The organism is Paenibacillus sp. 01T442 (genome assembly GCF_056398345.1).
Window position 1 is genome coordinate 1 of sequence record NZ_JBFTPF010000039.1, and the last position, 17,836, is coordinate 17,836.

At 44.9% G+C, this 17,836-nt stretch carries 13 protein-coding genes and 1 pseudogene; 2 read left to right on the plus strand and 12 right to left on the minus strand.

The annotated features are described in order from the left end of the window. Positions 1 to 255: pseudogene (locus tag AC1DLM_RS23200) on the minus strand (phytanoyl-CoA dioxygenase family protein); the annotation flags it as partial. Positions 256 to 384: 129 nt separating this feature from the next. Here AC1DLM_RS23200 and AC1DLM_RS23205 point away from each other — a divergent pair. Further along, positions 385 to 1,209, plus strand: a complete 825-nt coding sequence (locus tag AC1DLM_RS23205) for an AraC family transcriptional regulator (protein ID WP_441987246.1) — start codon at positions 385 to 387, stop codon at positions 1,207 to 1,209. 14 nt (positions 1,210 to 1,223) lie between these two features. Here AC1DLM_RS23205 and AC1DLM_RS23210 read toward each other — a convergent pair whose 3' ends face one another. The 5 genes from AC1DLM_RS23210 to AC1DLM_RS23230 all read right to left on the minus strand — a co-directional run bounded on the left by AC1DLM_RS23210 (position 1,224) and on the right by AC1DLM_RS23230 (position 8,019). Then, a complete protein-coding gene (locus AC1DLM_RS23210) occupies positions 1,224 to 2,885 on the minus strand; it encodes a response regulator (protein ID WP_477571341.1) in 1,662 nt (553 codons plus the stop codon). 48 nt (positions 2,886 to 2,933) lie between these two features. Continuing rightward, positions 2,934 to 3,830 (minus strand): carbohydrate ABC transporter permease, encoded by an 897-nt coding sequence (locus AC1DLM_RS23215; protein ID WP_441987247.1) that lies wholly within the window; start codon positions 3,828 to 3,830, stop codon positions 2,934 to 2,936. Between the two features lies 1 nt (position 3,831). Continuing rightward, positions 3,832 to 4,713 carry a carbohydrate ABC transporter permease gene (locus AC1DLM_RS23220; protein ID WP_441987248.1) on the minus strand — a complete coding sequence of 294 codons (882 nt, stop codon included), beginning with the start codon at positions 4,711 to 4,713 and terminating at the stop codon, positions 3,832 to 3,834. A 68-nt stretch (positions 4,714 to 4,781) separates the two neighbouring features. After that, positions 4,782 to 6,098, minus strand: a complete 1,317-nt coding sequence (locus AC1DLM_RS23225; protein ID WP_477571315.1) for an ABC transporter substrate-binding protein — start codon at positions 6,096 to 6,098, stop codon at positions 4,782 to 4,784. A gap of 127 nt (positions 6,099 to 6,225) precedes the next feature. Next, positions 6,226 to 8,019, minus strand: a complete 1,794-nt coding sequence (locus AC1DLM_RS23230; protein ID WP_477571316.1) for a sensor histidine kinase — start codon at positions 8,017 to 8,019, stop codon at positions 6,226 to 6,228. A 476-nt stretch (positions 8,020 to 8,495) separates the two neighbouring features. On the opposite strand from AC1DLM_RS23230, the gene katG reads away from it, so the two are divergent. Continuing rightward, the gene (katG, locus tag AC1DLM_RS23235) at positions 8,496 to 10,688 is read left to right on the plus strand and encodes a catalase/peroxidase HPI (protein ID WP_477571317.1); all 2,193 of its coding nucleotides are present in this window, start codon (positions 8,496 to 8,498) and stop codon (positions 10,686 to 10,688) included. Positions 10,689 to 10,820: 132 nt separating this feature from the next. Here katG and AC1DLM_RS23240 read toward each other — a convergent pair whose 3' ends face one another. The 6 genes from AC1DLM_RS23240 to phnX form a co-directional block, all read right to left on the minus strand. Continuing rightward, on the minus strand, positions 10,821 to 11,606 hold the full coding sequence (locus AC1DLM_RS23240; RefSeq protein ID WP_477571318.1) for a DeoR/GlpR family DNA-binding transcription regulator: 786 nt from the start codon (positions 11,604 to 11,606) through the stop codon (positions 10,821 to 10,823). A gap of 47 nt (positions 11,607 to 11,653) precedes the next feature. Continuing rightward, positions 11,654 to 13,354, minus strand: coding sequence for a putative 2-aminoethylphosphonate ABC transporter permease subunit (locus AC1DLM_RS23245; RefSeq protein WP_477571342.1), 1,701 nt, complete (start codon positions 13,352 to 13,354; stop codon positions 11,654 to 11,656). Between the two features lie 20 nt (positions 13,355 to 13,374). Further along, positions 13,375 to 14,397 carry an ATP-binding cassette domain-containing protein gene (locus tag AC1DLM_RS23250; RefSeq protein WP_477571343.1) on the minus strand — a complete coding sequence of 341 codons (1,023 nt, stop codon included), beginning with the start codon at positions 14,395 to 14,397 and terminating at the stop codon, positions 13,375 to 13,377. A 249-nt stretch (positions 14,398 to 14,646) separates the two neighbouring features. Beyond that, a complete protein-coding gene (locus AC1DLM_RS23255) occupies positions 14,647 to 15,756 on the minus strand; it encodes a putative 2-aminoethylphosphonate ABC transporter substrate-binding protein (protein ID WP_477571319.1) in 1,110 nt (369 codons plus the stop codon). Positions 15,757 to 15,890: 134 nt separating this feature from the next. Continuing rightward, positions 15,891 to 17,036, minus strand: coding sequence for a 2-aminoethylphosphonate--pyruvate transaminase (gene phnW, locus AC1DLM_RS23260; RefSeq protein ID WP_477571320.1), 1,146 nt, complete (start codon positions 17,034 to 17,036; stop codon positions 15,891 to 15,893). Further along, the gene (gene phnX, locus AC1DLM_RS23265) at positions 17,033 to 17,830 is read right to left on the minus strand and encodes a phosphonoacetaldehyde hydrolase (protein WP_477571321.1); all 798 of its coding nucleotides are present in this window, start codon (positions 17,828 to 17,830) and stop codon (positions 17,033 to 17,035) included. Before phnX ends, phnW begins: the two co-directional genes overlap by 4 nt. Between the last annotated feature and the right edge of the window lie 6 nt (positions 17,831 to 17,836).

The window sequence follows — 17,836 nt, forward strand, 5'->3', positions numbered from 1 at the left end:
ATCACACCCTATCACACCCTCTTCAAGCTGTGTGTCGCGATCTAGTTTCCCCATCTGAGCCATCTTCTCCAAGATACTCTTACGAGCTTCCAACACCTTGTCCCGATCATGGAATCCGCGAATAAGTAAGTACCCGTCCTCCTCCATTCGCTCACGCAAAGCTCTTATATCATGAATAATATCATTGGAACTTCTTAGTTCAGTTAAATGCTCTCCATGCAATTCTAATTCGCGGTTGCCTACCTTCACTAACATGTGGATCCACGCTCCTCGTTGTTTCTTACTTATAGTCTAAGTATAGGAGGAAAAGATGGTTCTAACCATGGATTTGCGTTATCATTTCATGTATAATCGTACAACATCAATCAAATGGAGGTCACTACCATGACTTTTATCAACATCCCCTACGAGTTAGAAAAGAACGACGTTCCTACACCCGTACTTCACTCCATCTGGAAGGTTCGTGCTGACAATAGCTATGAAGTATTACAACGAGAGGGCTTTCAATTCCCAGGATTATTTATCACATATAATGGAAATGGCAGCATACGAATAGCCAATCGGACGTATGAGCTGGATAAAAACACCTTTTTCTTCGTGGAGAGCGGCATTCCTGCCATGTACAAATGTGTGAATAATGATTGGAAGTTTTATTTTATAGATTTCAGCCAACTGAATATGACCCGAAATCTAAAGCTTCCGATAAGGGAAGTTATCTCTACTGGCAAAATGGCAGAAGCCATACAATTATGCGAACGGATGATTGACAGTTTGATTGTTCAACCTCTTGGCCACGCGTATGCTTCCAACATCCTCTTGCAAGAAATTATGTTGCTGTTTACAAGGGAACATTCCGTGGTTGGACATACCTATCATACGGAGCTCAACCAAATCCTCATCTATATCCATCGGAATTTGGACAAACAGATTCGAATTGAAGACCTGCTCCAACTTAGCGGATGGTCACGGACGACCTTTTTCACCCGCTTCCGTACTCTGACAGGCCTGTCGCCTACCGATTATCTACTAAAACTAAAGCTAGCGTCTGCGAGAGTTGCTCTCGAAACCACTAGCTTATCATTGAAAGAAATTGCAGCCAAGCTGCATTTTTATGATGAGTTTCACTTTTCCAAGCTATTTAAGAAAGCATTCGGACAATCTCCCAGCACGTATCGTAAGCTGAAAACAATGACTACTGAAAACTCTTAATGCTCCACAGTCCACTACCCGTTCATCAAACTCTCCMGATACAGCTTCGGGCTGTATCCCGTCGTTTTCTTGAACATTCTGCTGAAATGCTCGACATTCAAATACCCGACCGTTTCAGCAATATCCGTAATTTTACTGCCCTTCTTTTTCATTAAMCGTTTCGATTCCTCAATGCGTAAATTGGTTAAATAGTGGATAAAATTACAACMGACCTCTTTGRTAAACTGCTTGCTTAAATAGCCTTCGCTAACCCCAACCATTTCGCTGATCAACGTGAGGTTGACGTCCTCCGTATAATGGAGATCCAGAAATTGCTTGGCTAGTGTGACGACACCGCTATAGTTAGCCTCTATCGTCATGCCGTGAATGTGTTGAAATAACTGACTGCACAGGCGCTGCAGCCAGGTTTTCGTTTCATCCAATGTCTCCAAACTCTTCATATATTCAAAAGGATGCTGGAGTTCTTCGTCGAGGTCATCCCAACGAATCCCTTTGCGATACAGCAGCCCGCCAAGCTCCCAAAGCAAATCCTCAAACGCGGTGTGGACATCTTGCGGTCTCCAGCCCCATGTTTGCCCAAGCAGCAGCTCCATCTGCTCAAATTCCTTCGACCATAACTGGGCGTTACTTTGCTCTAGCAGCTGTGCAATGCCTGCTCCTGTTGATTTCAACGCAACCTGCAACTTACGGGCATGCTCAATTCCGCTCTCAGCACCGTACTTCCCCAGCTCCATACAGCTTTCAGGATAGAACACTTTATTAAATCCGGCAAAATAACTCATGGAGGCCAAATGGGCTGCTTGCTGATACAACCGGAACCAAACCTTCATGCCGTTTGCTAGATCGCTAATCCCAATCGAGACGGACACATTGACATATTGATTGAGTCGCGTTTGAATCATGGAGAAGGCAGCCTGCACTTTTTCTCGAATCATACTTTCACTTCGAAATGCTGCGAATGAACAGAATAGTACATATTCGGACTGGCTCTTCCCATATAAGAGATGCTTCATTGACATGGCGTCCAGAACAGTTTGCACAGACTGCATGATAAACCGCTGCGTCTGACCATCTCTTAAGCTTCTCCCTGTCCTTGCCCCCTCAGATGAGCCTTGCGAAATGGTAATCACGGCAACCAACTGATTCGATTCTTCGAGCCACTCTGTGATACCAGCCCCTGCAGCAGCATAGGCTGATACATCCTGCTGTGGATTGATGGATATGAGCTGCCGAATGGATTCACCTTTCCGGTCGATCTCTTCATCCATACGTTCGACAACAGACGTTGACGTCTCCTGCGTTCGAAGCTCATTGAGTGCCTTCAAAACAACAGGAACGAGGTGTTCCTCATCCATATCCGACTTCACGATGAAATCAATTGCGCCAAGCACGAAGGCTTCTCTGACATAACTATACTCGCTGTAGGCACTCAGCATGATGGCAACAGGTCTTCGCTTCTGTACAATTGCCGGATGCGCTCGCAGCAGCTCAATGCCGCCCAGTCTGGGCATCTCAATATCAAGCAGCATCAGATCGATATCKCCGTGCTGCTCCAGAATAGCCAGAGCTTCCATACCATCGCCCGCTTCAATAACCACCTGGATGCCCATGCTATCCCAGTCGATCATATGTTGAAGCGCTAGACGAACAAGCGGTTCATCGTCGACAATCATCATTTTAAACAACCTGTCCATCCCCCATCCGTGAAGTTGATTCCTTCGTATTTATCCTTTCACCGCGCCATCCATAAGTCCTTTAAAAATATACCTTTGAAAAACGATATAGAAGATGGCACTCGGCAATAAAACGATAATAATACCTGCACAGAGCATAGACAAGTCTGAACTGCGTGTACTCACGAATGAAGTTAAGGAAGTAGCCAGCGTCGCCAGTTTCTTGTCAGGCATATATAACTGCTGAACGAAGATATCATTCATGATCGTTACACTTTTTAGAATCGCCAGTGTTGCCGTTGCAGGCAGCAGCAGCGGGAAAATGATCGAGCGGAAGATTCGAACATAAGAAGCACCATCCAGCATAGCACTCTCATCAAGCTGTACCGAAATCTTTTCGAGAAATTGCATGTAAATGTAAATCTGCATAATATCCGTTCCAATATAAATAAGAAGCGGTGCCCCGAGCGTATTATAAACGCCGATTGTATGCAAGAGCTGAAAGCGGGCAATTTCTGTCGTGTAAGCCGGAATAATCATCGCCATCATGAAAAGGAGGAGAATCCACTTTTTCATCCGGAACTGAAACCGATTGAGCACAAATGCGGTCATCGTCCCGAGCAGCATATTGCCAAGCATACTCAACACGACAAGCAGGAACGAGTTACCAAGCCCGCGAATCATGTTGCCTTCTTTCAAAGCACTCACGTAATTGTCGATATGAAAAAAGCTCTTCGGAAGCGAAAACGGCGACGTTTCGGCAAGCTCCAAATTCGTTTTAAAAGAACCAAATACAACGAGTAAAATAGGTACGAATATCAGAATAGCCATGAGCGAAAAAAGCATATAGTACACGATATTAGCAGCTACACGCTGTTTGCTCATCGATCGTGTACGGCTTGGCAGCGGCTGCTTTCTCATTGGTTCAAGCGAAAGTGCACGTTCCATGCTAAGCCTCACTCCTGTCTTTCACGATCCATGCTTGCAACGATGAGAAAATAATTATCATAAGTAAAAGAATAACTGCCATCGCTGAGGCCAGACCGTAATTGTTGTAAGTAAATGCCGTTTGGAGTGAAAAGAGTCCAAATGTGCTGCTTGCACTGCCTGGACCGCCGTTCGTCATAACCAGCGGAATGTCATACTGCAGAAGGGCTCCAGATACATTCATGAACAAAATAATTTCGATCACACGTCGGATACCTGGGAGCGTTACATACCTTTGCTGCTGCCAAAAGTTAGCCCCATCAATTTCTGCCGCTTCATACAGATCTTTCGGAATCGATTGCAGTCCAGCTAGAAACAACACGATATGCACGCCGCTGTAACGCCATAAAGAAACAACGACCAAGGAATAATTCACGATCTTCGCATCGCTCAGCCAGCTTTGAATCCATGATTCAAGCCCCATCGCTTTCAAAAGCTCATTCAATGGACCGTTGATCGGATTATAAATGTAGCTGAACATATATGCTACCGCGATACCATTGATAATGTAAGGCATCAACACCGAGAAGCGGAAAAACGCACTCCCTCGCAGTGCTCTTGTTAAGAGAACAGCCATAATGATTTCAAGCGGGATGGCAATGGCATGTAGCATAAAATACGTGACGTTGTTTCGAATGGCATGCCAAGCTTCAGGGAAATCAAACAGCATTTGCTTATAATTGTTCAAGCCAATGTACTTAAAACTTGGGCTATACCCATCCCAACTCGTGAAGCTGTAGCGAAACAACTGCAAAGTCGGATAGATCAGAAACAGAAGCAAAAGCGCAACAGGTACGAATAGAAACGAAACGATGACGACTTTCTGCTGCATGCGATAATTCATATAATCACTCCTGTATACAAGAGAGGGCACTATTCCAATCGCTCAGATAGTACCCTCTATGTAATTACCTATTTGTTCGATTCAACCGCTTTCTTCCACTTGTTGTTCAGTTCTTTCTCCAAGGTGTCGATCGGTTTACCCGCGTATATTTCCTGCGCAGCTTTTTTGAAATCAAATTGTGCCGCACCGCTCACTTTGGCAAAGCCTTCATCCGTTGCTGAGTAGATAAATGGTTTAAACGGATACTTTTCTGTCCATTTGTTAAAGAAAGGAAGGTCCGTACTCACACCATTGATCGTTGAAAATTGTTGCGCCGTATTAATGAAGGATTGGTACACATCTTTACTGAACATCCAGTCGAAGAATGCTTTCGCCTCTTCTACATTTTTACTGTTTTTGTTAATCCCGATATTCATATCGGATACGGTCATGGATGTTAGTGGCTCGCTTTCTGTACTGCGGAAAGGAAGTGGGAATACACCAAGGTCTTCATCCGTTTTTACTTTCGTCGCGTAGTCTCCGTAGTACCATTGACCTGCTGCGATCATTGCTGCTTTTTTAGATTCAAACAACTGTGTGGACTGATCAAAGGATATGGATAGGGCATCTGGTCCTGCCAACTTCTTTGTGGACATTTCTTTGATGATCTTCCCAGCTTTATCAAATGTACTGCCCTCTCCGAACGGCTCTGGCGTCTTGGCTAAATTCGCTAAGTAGTTCTCATCCCCAGACAGAATGTGAGGGCCGAACTCCATGAATGGATAGAACGTCCAGTCTTCCTTGCCGCCAATTGCGATAGGTGTATATTTACCATTCGTTTTAATTTTCTCCATCGTAGACAAGAACTCTGGCATCGTTTTCGGCACGTCCAAGTTCAACTCTTTGAAGATACTTGGGTGAAAGTAGACAAATTCCGAGAAAGAAACAAGCGGTGCACCTAATATTTTCCCATCAATTTTCGCTGGAAACTTATTATTCTTCGCCCCTGCTAAGTCATCGAGTGGAAGAAGGGATTGTTTGTAAATTTGCATATGCGCAGGTTTGAGGTAGAACAGATCTGGCAAATCATTAGCAGCTAATCGTACCTTCAAGTATTGACCGCCGTTATCTGGCACCATCTCAATATCTACGGTCACGTTCGGCTTCAACTTCGTGTATTCCTTCACTTTGTCTGTCCAGAACTTCAGGTCGCCTTTGGCATCCCACATCGCAAGCTTCAACTTAACGGGATCCGCTGGTTTTGGCGTCGCTGCCGCCGCTTTGCTTTCGGCTGGTTTGACTGAAGCAGCTGCGGGTGTTGCCGTATCCTTGGAGCATCCTGTCAATGCACTCAGCATAACAAGTCCGCCCACTAGCATCGTGCTTACTAATTTACTTTTCCMCATTCTTGAAACCCCTCCAATGAATGTTTCGTTATTTCGGTTAGTTGTTTAACCTGTCTTTATCATACACGGGATGAAAACGTATCCAAATGATCTTTTCGGCTATGAAGTTGATCTTTTATGAACTGCATTAAGCTTCCAACTGAAGCGGACGCTCTTCTTCCTGATCACGATGAATAATCGGTATTTTCATCGATACTTTCGTTCCTTTAGGTTCATTTACTGTTRAAATAATGCCGTAATCCTCGCCATGGTGCAGTTGAATCCGGTGATGGACATTCGCAACGCCCATGCCTGTAAACGTATGGGGACTGCGCCTAGTGCGGAACTTCTCTAGTTGCTCATCTGTCATCCCCTCGCCATTATCGGAGATCACAATGTGCAAGCTTCCTTCGTGAATAGAGGCTTGGATCACGATTTTACCACTTGTTTCTTTGCCAGCCATACCGTGTACAATGCTATTTTCCAGAATCGGTTGAATGAGCAGCTTGAGTAAATACTTCGATTCTGCCCGTGGATCGATATGCCATTCAACTTCAAATTTGTTACCGTAACGAATTTCCATGATGTAGAGGTAATGCTTTAAATTAGCGATTTCATCGGAAAAACGGATAAGCACGCCGCCTCGGTTAAATGAGGAGGATACGAGACGCATCAGAGCATTGGTCATGTTACGGATGTTGTCCGCCTTGCTGATCAGCGCCATTAGCTTGATGGCATTCAATGTATTTATAAGAAAGTGCGGATTAATTTGCGACTGCAAGGCAGCAAACTCTGCTTTGCGCTTCGCTTGCTCTTGTTCCTCTCGCTGCCGCAGAAGCAGCTTAATTTGATCAAGCATATGATTGAACGTTCTGCCCAGCGCTGCCATTTCGGCAATTTTAGAAGTCCCAATCTTGGCGTTCAGCTCCCCTGCCATCACGAGGGACATTTTACGAACTAATACGTGAATAGGCCTTGTTAAACTGTGAACTAAATAAAAGGAAATCAACAGAAACACAACGATAACCGCGACGGTTGCGAATAGGACAAACTTAAAAATACGTTCATAATTGGCCGTTACCTTACTGTAAGGTATCTCTTGAATCGCTTTCCAGCCTGTATCGCCAACGCTTGCATAAGTTACTAACATCTGACGATCACTAACCTGATCGATAAAATGTCCTTCTCGCGCACCTCTGATTTGTTCCAGCTTTGCCGGCGTTAAGCTCGCTTGGTCCCAATTGTAGCTGGCTGTGACCACTTGGCCTTCCTTGCTGACAATGACATAGGTGGAATCGTCGTTGGGCTGCTGCCTTAAGATCTYATCGAACGCTTCCTCATTCAGTGAAAAATAAATCATTTCGACGTTACTTAGCGTATGGTAGTCACTGGGGGCAATTGCCGCTGCTACAGCTAAAGGTACAGTCACACCATATAAGAGGGTTTGCTGAAGACTAAGAAATTGAACATTATCTTTTTGCTGTAGTAATTTCCGATACCAAGCCTCTGAACGCAGCTCCCGCTCGTCCTTGGTCAAGTTCTGCTTAAATGAATACACACCGCCATCTTTATAGAAAAAGTGGATCGCCAACAGCTGGCTGGACATCGAGTAGGTGTATCTGCTTAGCGCAAGTGACAACTCGTTAATATACTTGAACCGATCACTCTCATCTGATTGAGATAAAGCGGTTGCAGTTGATAAAACATCTCGATCCACACCGACTGCAGCAGCAGCGTATTCAATTTTACTGATCTCCTGCTGGGCTGAATAGGTGACCGCATGGAGGGTTTGCAGGGTTCGCTCCGTTGTTTGCTGCAGTAAATCACGTTTGTATACCTGAAGAATCATGGTACTGATCGTCACAATCGGAAAGACAACCATGACGACTAACAAGATATGGAGAGTCACTGAAAATGACCATGGTTTAGCAAATAGTTTCAACACTTTCACCCCGTAATTTCAAATAGGAAATAGGACTTCGTAGTCATAAATTCGGTCCATTTAGGACGATGTCCTTTAATTGTAAAACGACAATATTTGCAAGCGTTTACAAGTATGAGAACACCAAATAACACCAGTTACTCAGAAAATTATAGCTTCTGTTATGGCGCACTTTCATGATCTTTTTTGTTCTAAACATGATGATTTCGGATCATTCAAAATTCACACGATCCTACGGTCATCTCTACTAGATCCAACTAATGTTATTTCATGATTGAATTGTAACAAACGAATAGTTGAATAATAAGGAATTCATTTTCGACTAGAGCAATATAATTAAGTAAGACAACCATTATTAATACATAAATGGCTTTGGTTTGTACAAAAAAATCGTTGATTTTTTCCCAAAGTTCATTGTATATTAATTATAATAATTATTATTAAGAAATTAATTTAATTTGATTGGAGAGGTAGAAATGAACCCAATGGATACTGCTAACTCAGGAAAATGCCCGTTCCCTCATGGAAATGGAAGCGCTACTAGTCACAAATCTAGTGGTACGACGAATAAAAACTGGTGGCCAAATCAGTTAAATTTGAACATTCTCCATCAACATGACCGCAAATCGAACCCTCTTGGCGACGAGTTTGACTATGCCGAGGAATTCGGAAAATTAGACTACCCTGCGCTAAAACAAGATCTTCGTGATCTTATGACGAACAGCCAAGATTGGTGGCCAGCCGACTTCGGACATTATGGTCCCTTCTTTATTCGAATGGCTTGGCACTCCGCAGGGACATATCGTACAGGTGATGGGCGCGGGGGMGCTGGAACCGGCAATCAGCGTTTTGCTCCACTGAACAGCTGGCCTGATAACGGCAACCTAGATAAAGCGCGTCGACTCCTGTGGCCGATCAAGCAAAAGTATGGCAACAAAATCTCATGGGCAGACTTGTTCATTCTAACCGGCAATGTGGCTATTGAATCGATGGGCGGCAAAACATTTGGCTTCGGCGGTGGCCGTGCGGACGTATGGCACCCAGAAGAAGACATCTACTGGGGTGTAGAAACCGAATGGCTGGGAGATAAGCGTTATACAGGCGATCGCGAGCTTGAGAACCCACTTGCTGCCGTTCAGATGGGACTTATCTATGTGAATCCAGAAGGTCCGAACGGCAAGCCAGATCCGCTTGCCAGTGCGCGCGACATCCGCGATACATTTAAACGGATGGGCATGAACGATGAAGAAACCGTTGCCCTCGTAGCTGGCGGACATACATTCGGCAAAGCCCACGGTGCAGGAGATGCGGCACATGTAGGTGCAGAGCCCGAAGCGGCTGCTATCGAAGCACTTGGCTTAGGTTGGATCAGCACACACGGCTCCGGTAAAGGCCGCGATACCATCACAAGCGGTATTGAAGGTGCTTGGACAGCGAATCCGACACAGTGGGACAATGGTTTCTTTGAACTTCTGTTCGGATATGAATGGACACTGACGAAGAGCCCTGCAGGCGCACATCAGTGGACACCCATCAATCMTGCTGAAGAGCATCTGGCTCCAGACGCGGAAGATGCCTCTATTCGTGTGAAGACCATCATGACTACTGCGGATATGGCCTTGCGTGTGGATCCAGCATATGAAGCCATTTCTCGTCGGTATTATGAGAATCCGGAAGAATTTGCAGATGCGTTTGCTCGTGCATGGTTTAAACTCACGCACCGGGATATGGGGCCTCTTGCCCGATATCTAGGACCGGAAGTTCCTGAAGAAGTTCTGATCTGGCAAGATGCTGTGCCGGCTGTTGCCTACACATTAACAGACGCTGATGTTGAAGATATTAAAACAAAGATTCTAGCTTCTGGCCTTTCAGTCAGTGAGCTGGTAACGACAGCGTGGGCTTCAGCCAGCACATTCCGTGGTACGGACATGCGTGGCGGCGCCAACGGTGCTCGCATTCGGCTTGCCCCACAGAATGAATGGGAAGTGAATCAACCCAATCAACTAACCAGAGTGCTTACCATTCTTGAGGGCATTCAAGAAGACCTGGATGTCGAAGTGAGCCTCGCTGATCTGATCGTACTTGGTGGCAGCGCCGCGGTGGAAAAAGCTGCACGTGATGCAGGCTTTCAAGTAACGGTTCCCTTTACGCCTGGACGCGGTGATGCTACAGAAGAACAAACCGATGCAGAAAGCTTCGCGGTCCTAGAACCAATCGCTGATGGTTTCCGCAATTATCAGAAGAAGCAATATCGTGTTAGCTCAGCAGAGCTACTCGTCGATAAGGCACATCTGCTTAACCTAACTGCACCAGAAATGACAGCCCTTGTTGGCGGCATGCGTGTGCTAGGTACGAATTTCGGCGGCACCAAACATGGCGTATTCACCGACCGTGTAGGTACGCTCACGAACGACTTCTTTGTTAACTTGCTCGATATGGGCGTACAGTGGAACMCTGTAGGCGATGATGTATTTGAAGGACGCGATCGCAAGACAGGTAAAATCGTTCGTTCTGCAACGACAGTTGACCTCGTCTTCGGTTCAAACTCCGTTCTACGTGCCATTGCAGAAGTTTATGCGCAAGATGATAATAAAGAAAAGTTCGTGCGCGACTTCATAGCTAGCTGGGTTAAGGTCATGAATGCTGATCGTTACGACTTGAAATCATAACTTCATCTTATCCAAGTAAAGCAAAAGAGCCGTATATCTCATGATATACGGCTCTTTGCTTTACTATCCACATACCTGCTATTATCATCACAAACATTTCCTATCTCAATGAACCAAACGCCCTAGCACGCATTACGTAGCCGTGACCCATGTCACGTCTTTTTTCAATAAATACTCTTCCCATTCCTTCGGTGCTGGGACATCGCTGACGATAATATCAACATCTTTCATATCCGCTATTTTATAAAATTGGACAAGCCCAAATTTGGAGTGGTCTGTGACGATGATCGTGTGCTTGGACTGTTCCATCATTTTTTTGGCTAATTGACCACGTTCTTCATCAAAGCCTGTAATGCCTTTGTTCATCATGATGCCATCAATCGAGATGAAGGCTTTATCCGCATAGAAATTCTCCAACATTTTTTCGGCTAATGATCCTGATACACGGGATTGCACGGAGCTCACTTTGCCGCCGATAAAGAAAATATCGCCTGAGAATAACTCTTTATTTTTATAATCAATAAGAAGATAAAGCGCAGGGACAGAATTGGTCAATACGGTAATATTTTTCTTATTCAATAAATAATCAATCATAGGAAGCGTCGTTGTGCCATCATCGATGAAAATAATATCATTGTCCTCGACTAACGTGGCCGCTGCTCTGCCGATTTTCCGTTTCTCATCTGCGTACAGCACTTCGCGCTTTAATTGAGAAGGTTCTTCACGCGAAAGGTTGATCTTCACCGCACCGCCATATACTCGCTTTAGCTTGTTCTCATCCTCCAGCTCCTCCAAATATCGACGAATCGACTCCGAAGACACACCAAGACTCTCGACCAATTCATTTGTCTTTACTTTGCCTTCCAGATTCAGTTGGTTAAGGATATAATCCTTTCGCTCTTCACCAATCAAAGACATAACGTGTAACCCCCATTTTTATTGCGTTGTAGTGTAATTATATGGTTTTACTTGTGAGTTTGCCAAGCTGCCGTTCTTCTCTTCACTTTCTTAAGCAAAAGCTCATACGCAAAGCGGATAATGATATTCGTCATCACAATTAGCATGGACATCGCAGCTGCTGCCGCCACATCACCCGCATCTTCCATGCTCACTAACGCTACCGCGGCCAAATTCATATCAGCAGAACGTAGGAACACAACGGCTGAAACGGTTACCATCGAGTTTACGAAGAAGTACATGGCAATTTCCACAATAGCTGGTAAACACATCGGTACCGTAACCTTCAGGAACGTTTTGTAAAAGGGGACCCGCATCGATTCGGAAACGAGTTCGAATTCTTTATCCAGCTTCTTGAGTGCTGTCGTTGCCGTAATAAACGGGACGCCATAGAAATGAGTAATATTAGCCATCACGACAATCGCAATTGTTCCATATATCCAATTCAACGGATTGGCGGGGTCATTGAAAAAGAAGATATAAGCTAAACCAATAACCATACCAGGGAGCGCCAGAGGCAGAACAGACAAGAAATAGCCCACTTGACGCAAACCTTTCAAATACCTTGTTTTCTCAATCAAATAAGCAAAAACGAACGTAACGATGGTACCCACAATCGCTGTAAGGAACGATACCTTCAAGCTGTTCCAGAAGGGGTCAAGACCTGAGCCTGCAACGGTTGAAAAATCATAATGCTTCAAACTGAAGCTGATATTGTAAGGCCACACCTTAATCAGTGAAGCAAATAAAATCGTACATAGGGGGATCAGGATGGCAATCGTCATCATCCAACAAAACACACGATACGACCGGTCACGCCATTTCCCCTCCGGAATTTGATAAGGTGTTGATTTGGAGGAGGTCATTGAGCGTTGCTTTCGATCCACGAATCGATCAACTGCAAATGCGATAAATGCCGGAATCGTTAGTAGAATGCCTACCGTTGCCCCCATTGACAAGTTCTGCTGACCGATAACTTGCTTGTAAATATCAGTAGCCAGTACGTTAAATTTGCCGCCAATCGCTTGCGGTGCGCCGAAATCGGTAAAGCATGCTGTGAAACAAACGAAAATGGCACTGATCAATCCGTATTTAACGGAAGGCAAAGTGACGGTCATAAAGGATTTCAGTTTACTCGCACCAAGTGTCTCCGCTGCCTCATATAACCGCTGATCCGTGATCGATAACGCCGTGATAAAAATGAGAAAGGCTTGAGGAAATAAGTAAATCACTTCCGAGATTACGATCCCGATAGGTCCGTAGATCGGTATTCGCATCTCTGGCAGCAAGCCGAAGAAACCAGTACTTACAAGCCCTTGATTTCCGAACAAGTAAGTCAAAGCAATCCCATGCATCATGGTTGGTTCAAAAAGCGGTAACAACGCGATGTAGTGAAGAAAGCTTTTGCCGCGTATCGCAGTCCGGCTGATCCCATACGCATACAGGAATGCGAGACCGACAGCGATGGTTGTGGATAAAACCGATACCCAAATCGTATTCACTAATGATCGTGCCAAAGCTGGCGTAGAGAAATAGGTAATGAAATTCTTGATACCAATGAATTCCGCTTCTTTATTGAGAAATGCTTTGCTAAATAATAAGAGAAGTGGGATTAGCGTACTTATGGAAAGGGTAATAACGAGCACAACGATCAGCAGGTTTTGTAGCGTAAACAGCTCGCTCCAGTTGCGACGATGTGTGGGATTCATGATGACAGCTTGCTTCTGCATTACAGACTCACCACAGCTTCCTTGCCAAAATTAATCAGTTTCTCCTGTGGAAACTCGATCGTTACCTTAACATGTCTCTTCAGCTTTAACTGCTGTGCGACATGAGCAGATACGTCAACTGTCAGCTGCTGTCCCTCTTCTGCACCACTAAAGTCTACAACTGGTTGTAAGAGAACTCGATAAAAAGCGCCTCTGAACTCAATATGCTTCACGATTGCCGGAATACCCTGCATCGAACCATAAGCGGCGATACGAATATGCTCCGGCCTTACTGCCATATTCATCTGGTCTTCACCCAGAAAGTTAATCGAACCGATAAAATCAGCGACGAACGGCGAGCTTGGTTCGTCATATACTTGTTCTGGCGACCCGATCTGCATCACTTCTGCATTCTTCATAACGACGATGCGATCCGCCATCGTGAGGGCTTCTTCCTGATCGTGAGTCACCATAACCGTCGTAATCCCAAGCTTATCTTGCAGTTCGCATATTTGCTCACGGAGCTTCTCACGCACCTTCGCATCCAAGGCAGATAAGGGCTCATCCAGAAGCAGGAAGTCTGGCGATAGCACAATCGCACGCGCGAGAGCAATCCGCTGTTGCTGCCCCCCTGACAGCTGGGAGGGATAACGATCGTGAATGTGAGTCAAATCTACGAGGGACAGCACTTCTCTGACCTTCTCGTCGATTTCTTTCTTCGAGAAACGCCTTCCTTGCAGCCCATAGGCGACATTCTGATAAGCCGTCAGATTTGGAAACAACGCATAGGATTGAAACACCATGCCGAAGTTTCTTTTTGCAGGAGGAAGTGTCGTAATATCTTTCCCTCCAACGGTAATACGACCATGTGTTGGTTTCTCGAGACCTGCGATAATACGCAGGAGTGTCGTCTTACCGCAGCCGCTAGGGCCGAGCAGGCAAATGAATTCATTCTTTTGAATATCAATATTAATCTCCTTCAACGCCGTGAAAGAGCCGAAAGTTTTATGGATACTTTGTATGGATAGGTAAGCTTGTGACATCATTGTCCTCCTCATTTCTGGTTAGTTTAAGTATACTTTGCTAGTGTCAACGCTTTGTTAAAGGATTGTACATATTGTGTAATTTGTTGGTTTATCTTGGTTTTCAACTCATTTCACACCTTAAAACCAATTAAAGCCTGCTGAAGCTGCGCAGCCATGCCATGAAGGGTCCGTGAGGAATTACCTATAAAAATAAAACAGCTGGCTGCAAAGCTTGATTCGCAGTCAGCCGTTTTATTCATTTAAACACTATTTTTTAGGCTCACTTTTAGCATTAAATCGCTTATCCCATTCAGCCAGAACACTATCACGGTTTTTCGCTGCATCATTCAAATCATTTTTAATCAATTGTTTCACTGGATCAACGGAATAACCTTCAGGAATTTTCGTGGAATCGGTTTTGATCGCCAGAATGGCGTAGTTTTTGTTGTATTCTTTCATCACGTCATCTGTAATTGCCCAATCAAGGAAATCTTTAGCTACTTGCTTAATGGTTTTCTTTTTCATCAGTGCATTCGCTTCTACATCCCAACCGGAACCTTCTTTCGGGAATACGACTTCAACAGGCGACCCGGCTTTCTTCTCTTGAATGCCACGGTACCCGAATGAGATACCGATTGGATATTCGCCTGTACCTGCCGATTTAGCGGGTTTGGAACCTGAGAGTGAGTACATCGCAATGTTCTCATTCAGCTTATTTAAGTAATCCCACGCCTGATCTTTGCCTTTCAGTTGCAGCAAACCGGATACCGTCAGGAAGCCAGTACCTGAAGCGGAAGGATTCGGCATCGTGATGAGGCCCTTGTACTCTGGTTTAATTAAATCTTCATACGATTGTGGAATCGCAAGCTTGCGTTTTTCCATTTCCACTTTATTTACGATAAAAGCCGTTTCCCAAGCATCAATACCTACCCAGTGAGTTACTGCATTTTTATCTTTGAAGTCCGGAAGGATCCGGTCTACACCTTTGGGTGAGTAAGGCTCCAACATCGTGTTCTGATCAAGCACTAACAAGCTTGTTGCTGCAAGTCCCCATATGACATCTGCTTGTGGACTATCCTTCTCTGCTAGTAGTTTGGCTGTTACAATTCCTGTGGAGTCACGAACAATATTGATTTTCACATCCGGATATTTGGCTTTAAAGGTTGTCAGGTAGGTTTTGATTTGATCATCTTCTAGAGCTGTATACACCGTTAAATCCTTGCTTGTTGTGTCAATTGCACTTGCAGCGTTTGCACTAGACGCTGGACTTGCCGAAGCACCTGTAGTCGTTGTGCTGCTTGTCGTTTTGCCACCACATGCTGTTAAAAGGAATACAACGCTCATTACAGCTGCTACACTTACTAATGATTTTTTCATCGATTCAAGTTCCTCTCCCTTTGGCTTTCTTTTAACCGGATGTGTTCATCCTGATACCTTTACTATAAAGCAGCTTTGTAAAATTAGTGTTAAATACACATTAAGATATTGTTTTTAATTTTATTTAGTTGTTTTTATGTTGTTTTCCAAAATAACTGATTTTCTACACCTTGAAGCAGACGGTGAATATCTTCTAAATGAACATCCCCGATATTACCAATTCGAAATGTCGGGGATGCTGTTATTTTGCCTGGATAGATAACGAAACCCTCTTCCTTCATACGCTCATAAAACTCATCAAAAGAAAACACAGGAGAATCCGGGAACAAAAATGACGTAATGATTGGCGATTGCCATTCTTTTGGCAGCAAGGTTTGGAAGCCAAGCTTTTGCATACCTTCCACCAACGTTTGCTGATTACGTGTGAATCGTTCGAATCTGGCCATGACGCCGCCTTCTTCTTCTAGCTCTTGCATGGCTTGATCAAAAGCTCGCACCGTATGTGTCGGAGATGTATAGCGCCATTTGCCGTTGCCATGCTCCATCGTTTCCCATTGGTCGTAGAGGTCCAGTGAAAGCGAACGCGCAAGGCCTTTACAGGTATAGAGCGCTTCTTTTTTTGCAATAATAAATCCGAACCCTGGCACCCCTTGAATGCATTTGTTTGCGCTGCTGATTAGAAAATCGATGTCAAGATCGGCTACATCAACTGGCACGCCACCGAAACTGCTCATTGCATCGACAATGACGGTTTTACCGTATTTTTTGGAAACTTTCGCTACATCTGCAATCGGATTGATCATACCTGTCGTCGTTTCGAYATGAACGACCGCTACATGCGTAATCGAAGCATCTACTTTTAGTACCTCTTCCAGTTGCTTTACATTGACTGGCTTTGTCTCTCCAGCATCCAGAACAATCGCATAAATCCCTAGTACTTCAGCCATTTGTGCAATGCGTTTGCCATATGCGCCATTCGTAAGTACAAGCAATTTGCCAGTTGGCGGAATAACGGATCCAATAACGGACTCCACACAGAACGTACCGCTGCCTTGCATAAGTACAGTGGTATAGGCCGATGGATTGCTAATTGCCATTTGTACCAGACGGCTGCGAATCGATTGGACAAGTTGGTTATAATCTTGATCCCACGTACACCAGTCACGGAGCATCGCTGCCTTTACTTTTTTACTCGTGGATAACGGGCCAGGGGTTAATAGTAGGTATGGATTATCTGGAAGTTGATTCACATTGACATTTAGGTTTTGTTTCATATTCATGGACGCTCTCCTCTTTCTATACGTTGATTGATTTGATCAATAATCATATCCAATTTACCGATCGATTCGATGATATAATGTGCACCATTTGCAAGGAACTTGGATTTCACTAGCTCCATACGCTCAAGAAGAACAGCAGGCTCACAACAGCCCACTTCCTCTTCGCTCATGCCGAGTTCACTGCTGCCTTTCACGACACCAACTGTCCATACACCGGCATTTACGCCTTCCTGAACATCGCTCGTGGTATCTCCGACTTTTACCAAGTTGTGCATCGGATACACATTCAAAGCCATCGCGTTCTGGTAGATCATCCACGGGTAAGGTCGTCCCGCAGGCACCTCGTTCGGCGTGACCAAATGGTCGGGTGCATAACCGAGCTTCGCGGCCTCCTTCGTCACAATCGCCATCATCTCGGCTGTGTAGCCCGTTGTAGATCCAAGTCGAATGCCGCGCTCACGAAGCCTCTTGGTGAGATCGATGGCGCCCGGAATCGGCTCTGCATATTGATGTACGATGCCTAGCAGCATGGGCTCGAAATCGGCATACAGCTCATCGATATCATTCTCTTGTGGAAGCCTTCCGTAGCGCTCCTGCCATAGGCCGATTACGCGCTCTGTTTGTAAAATGGCGCGAATATGATCGCGTTTCAATAGGCCCATCGGCGCTCTAGCCTCTTCGATGGTTATGGCAATTTCTCTCCTGCGGAATACCTCCATAAACACATTCAACGGTGCGAAACACCCGTAATCAACCATCGTTCCTGCCCAGTCAAAAATAACAGCTTGTATCATGTATAT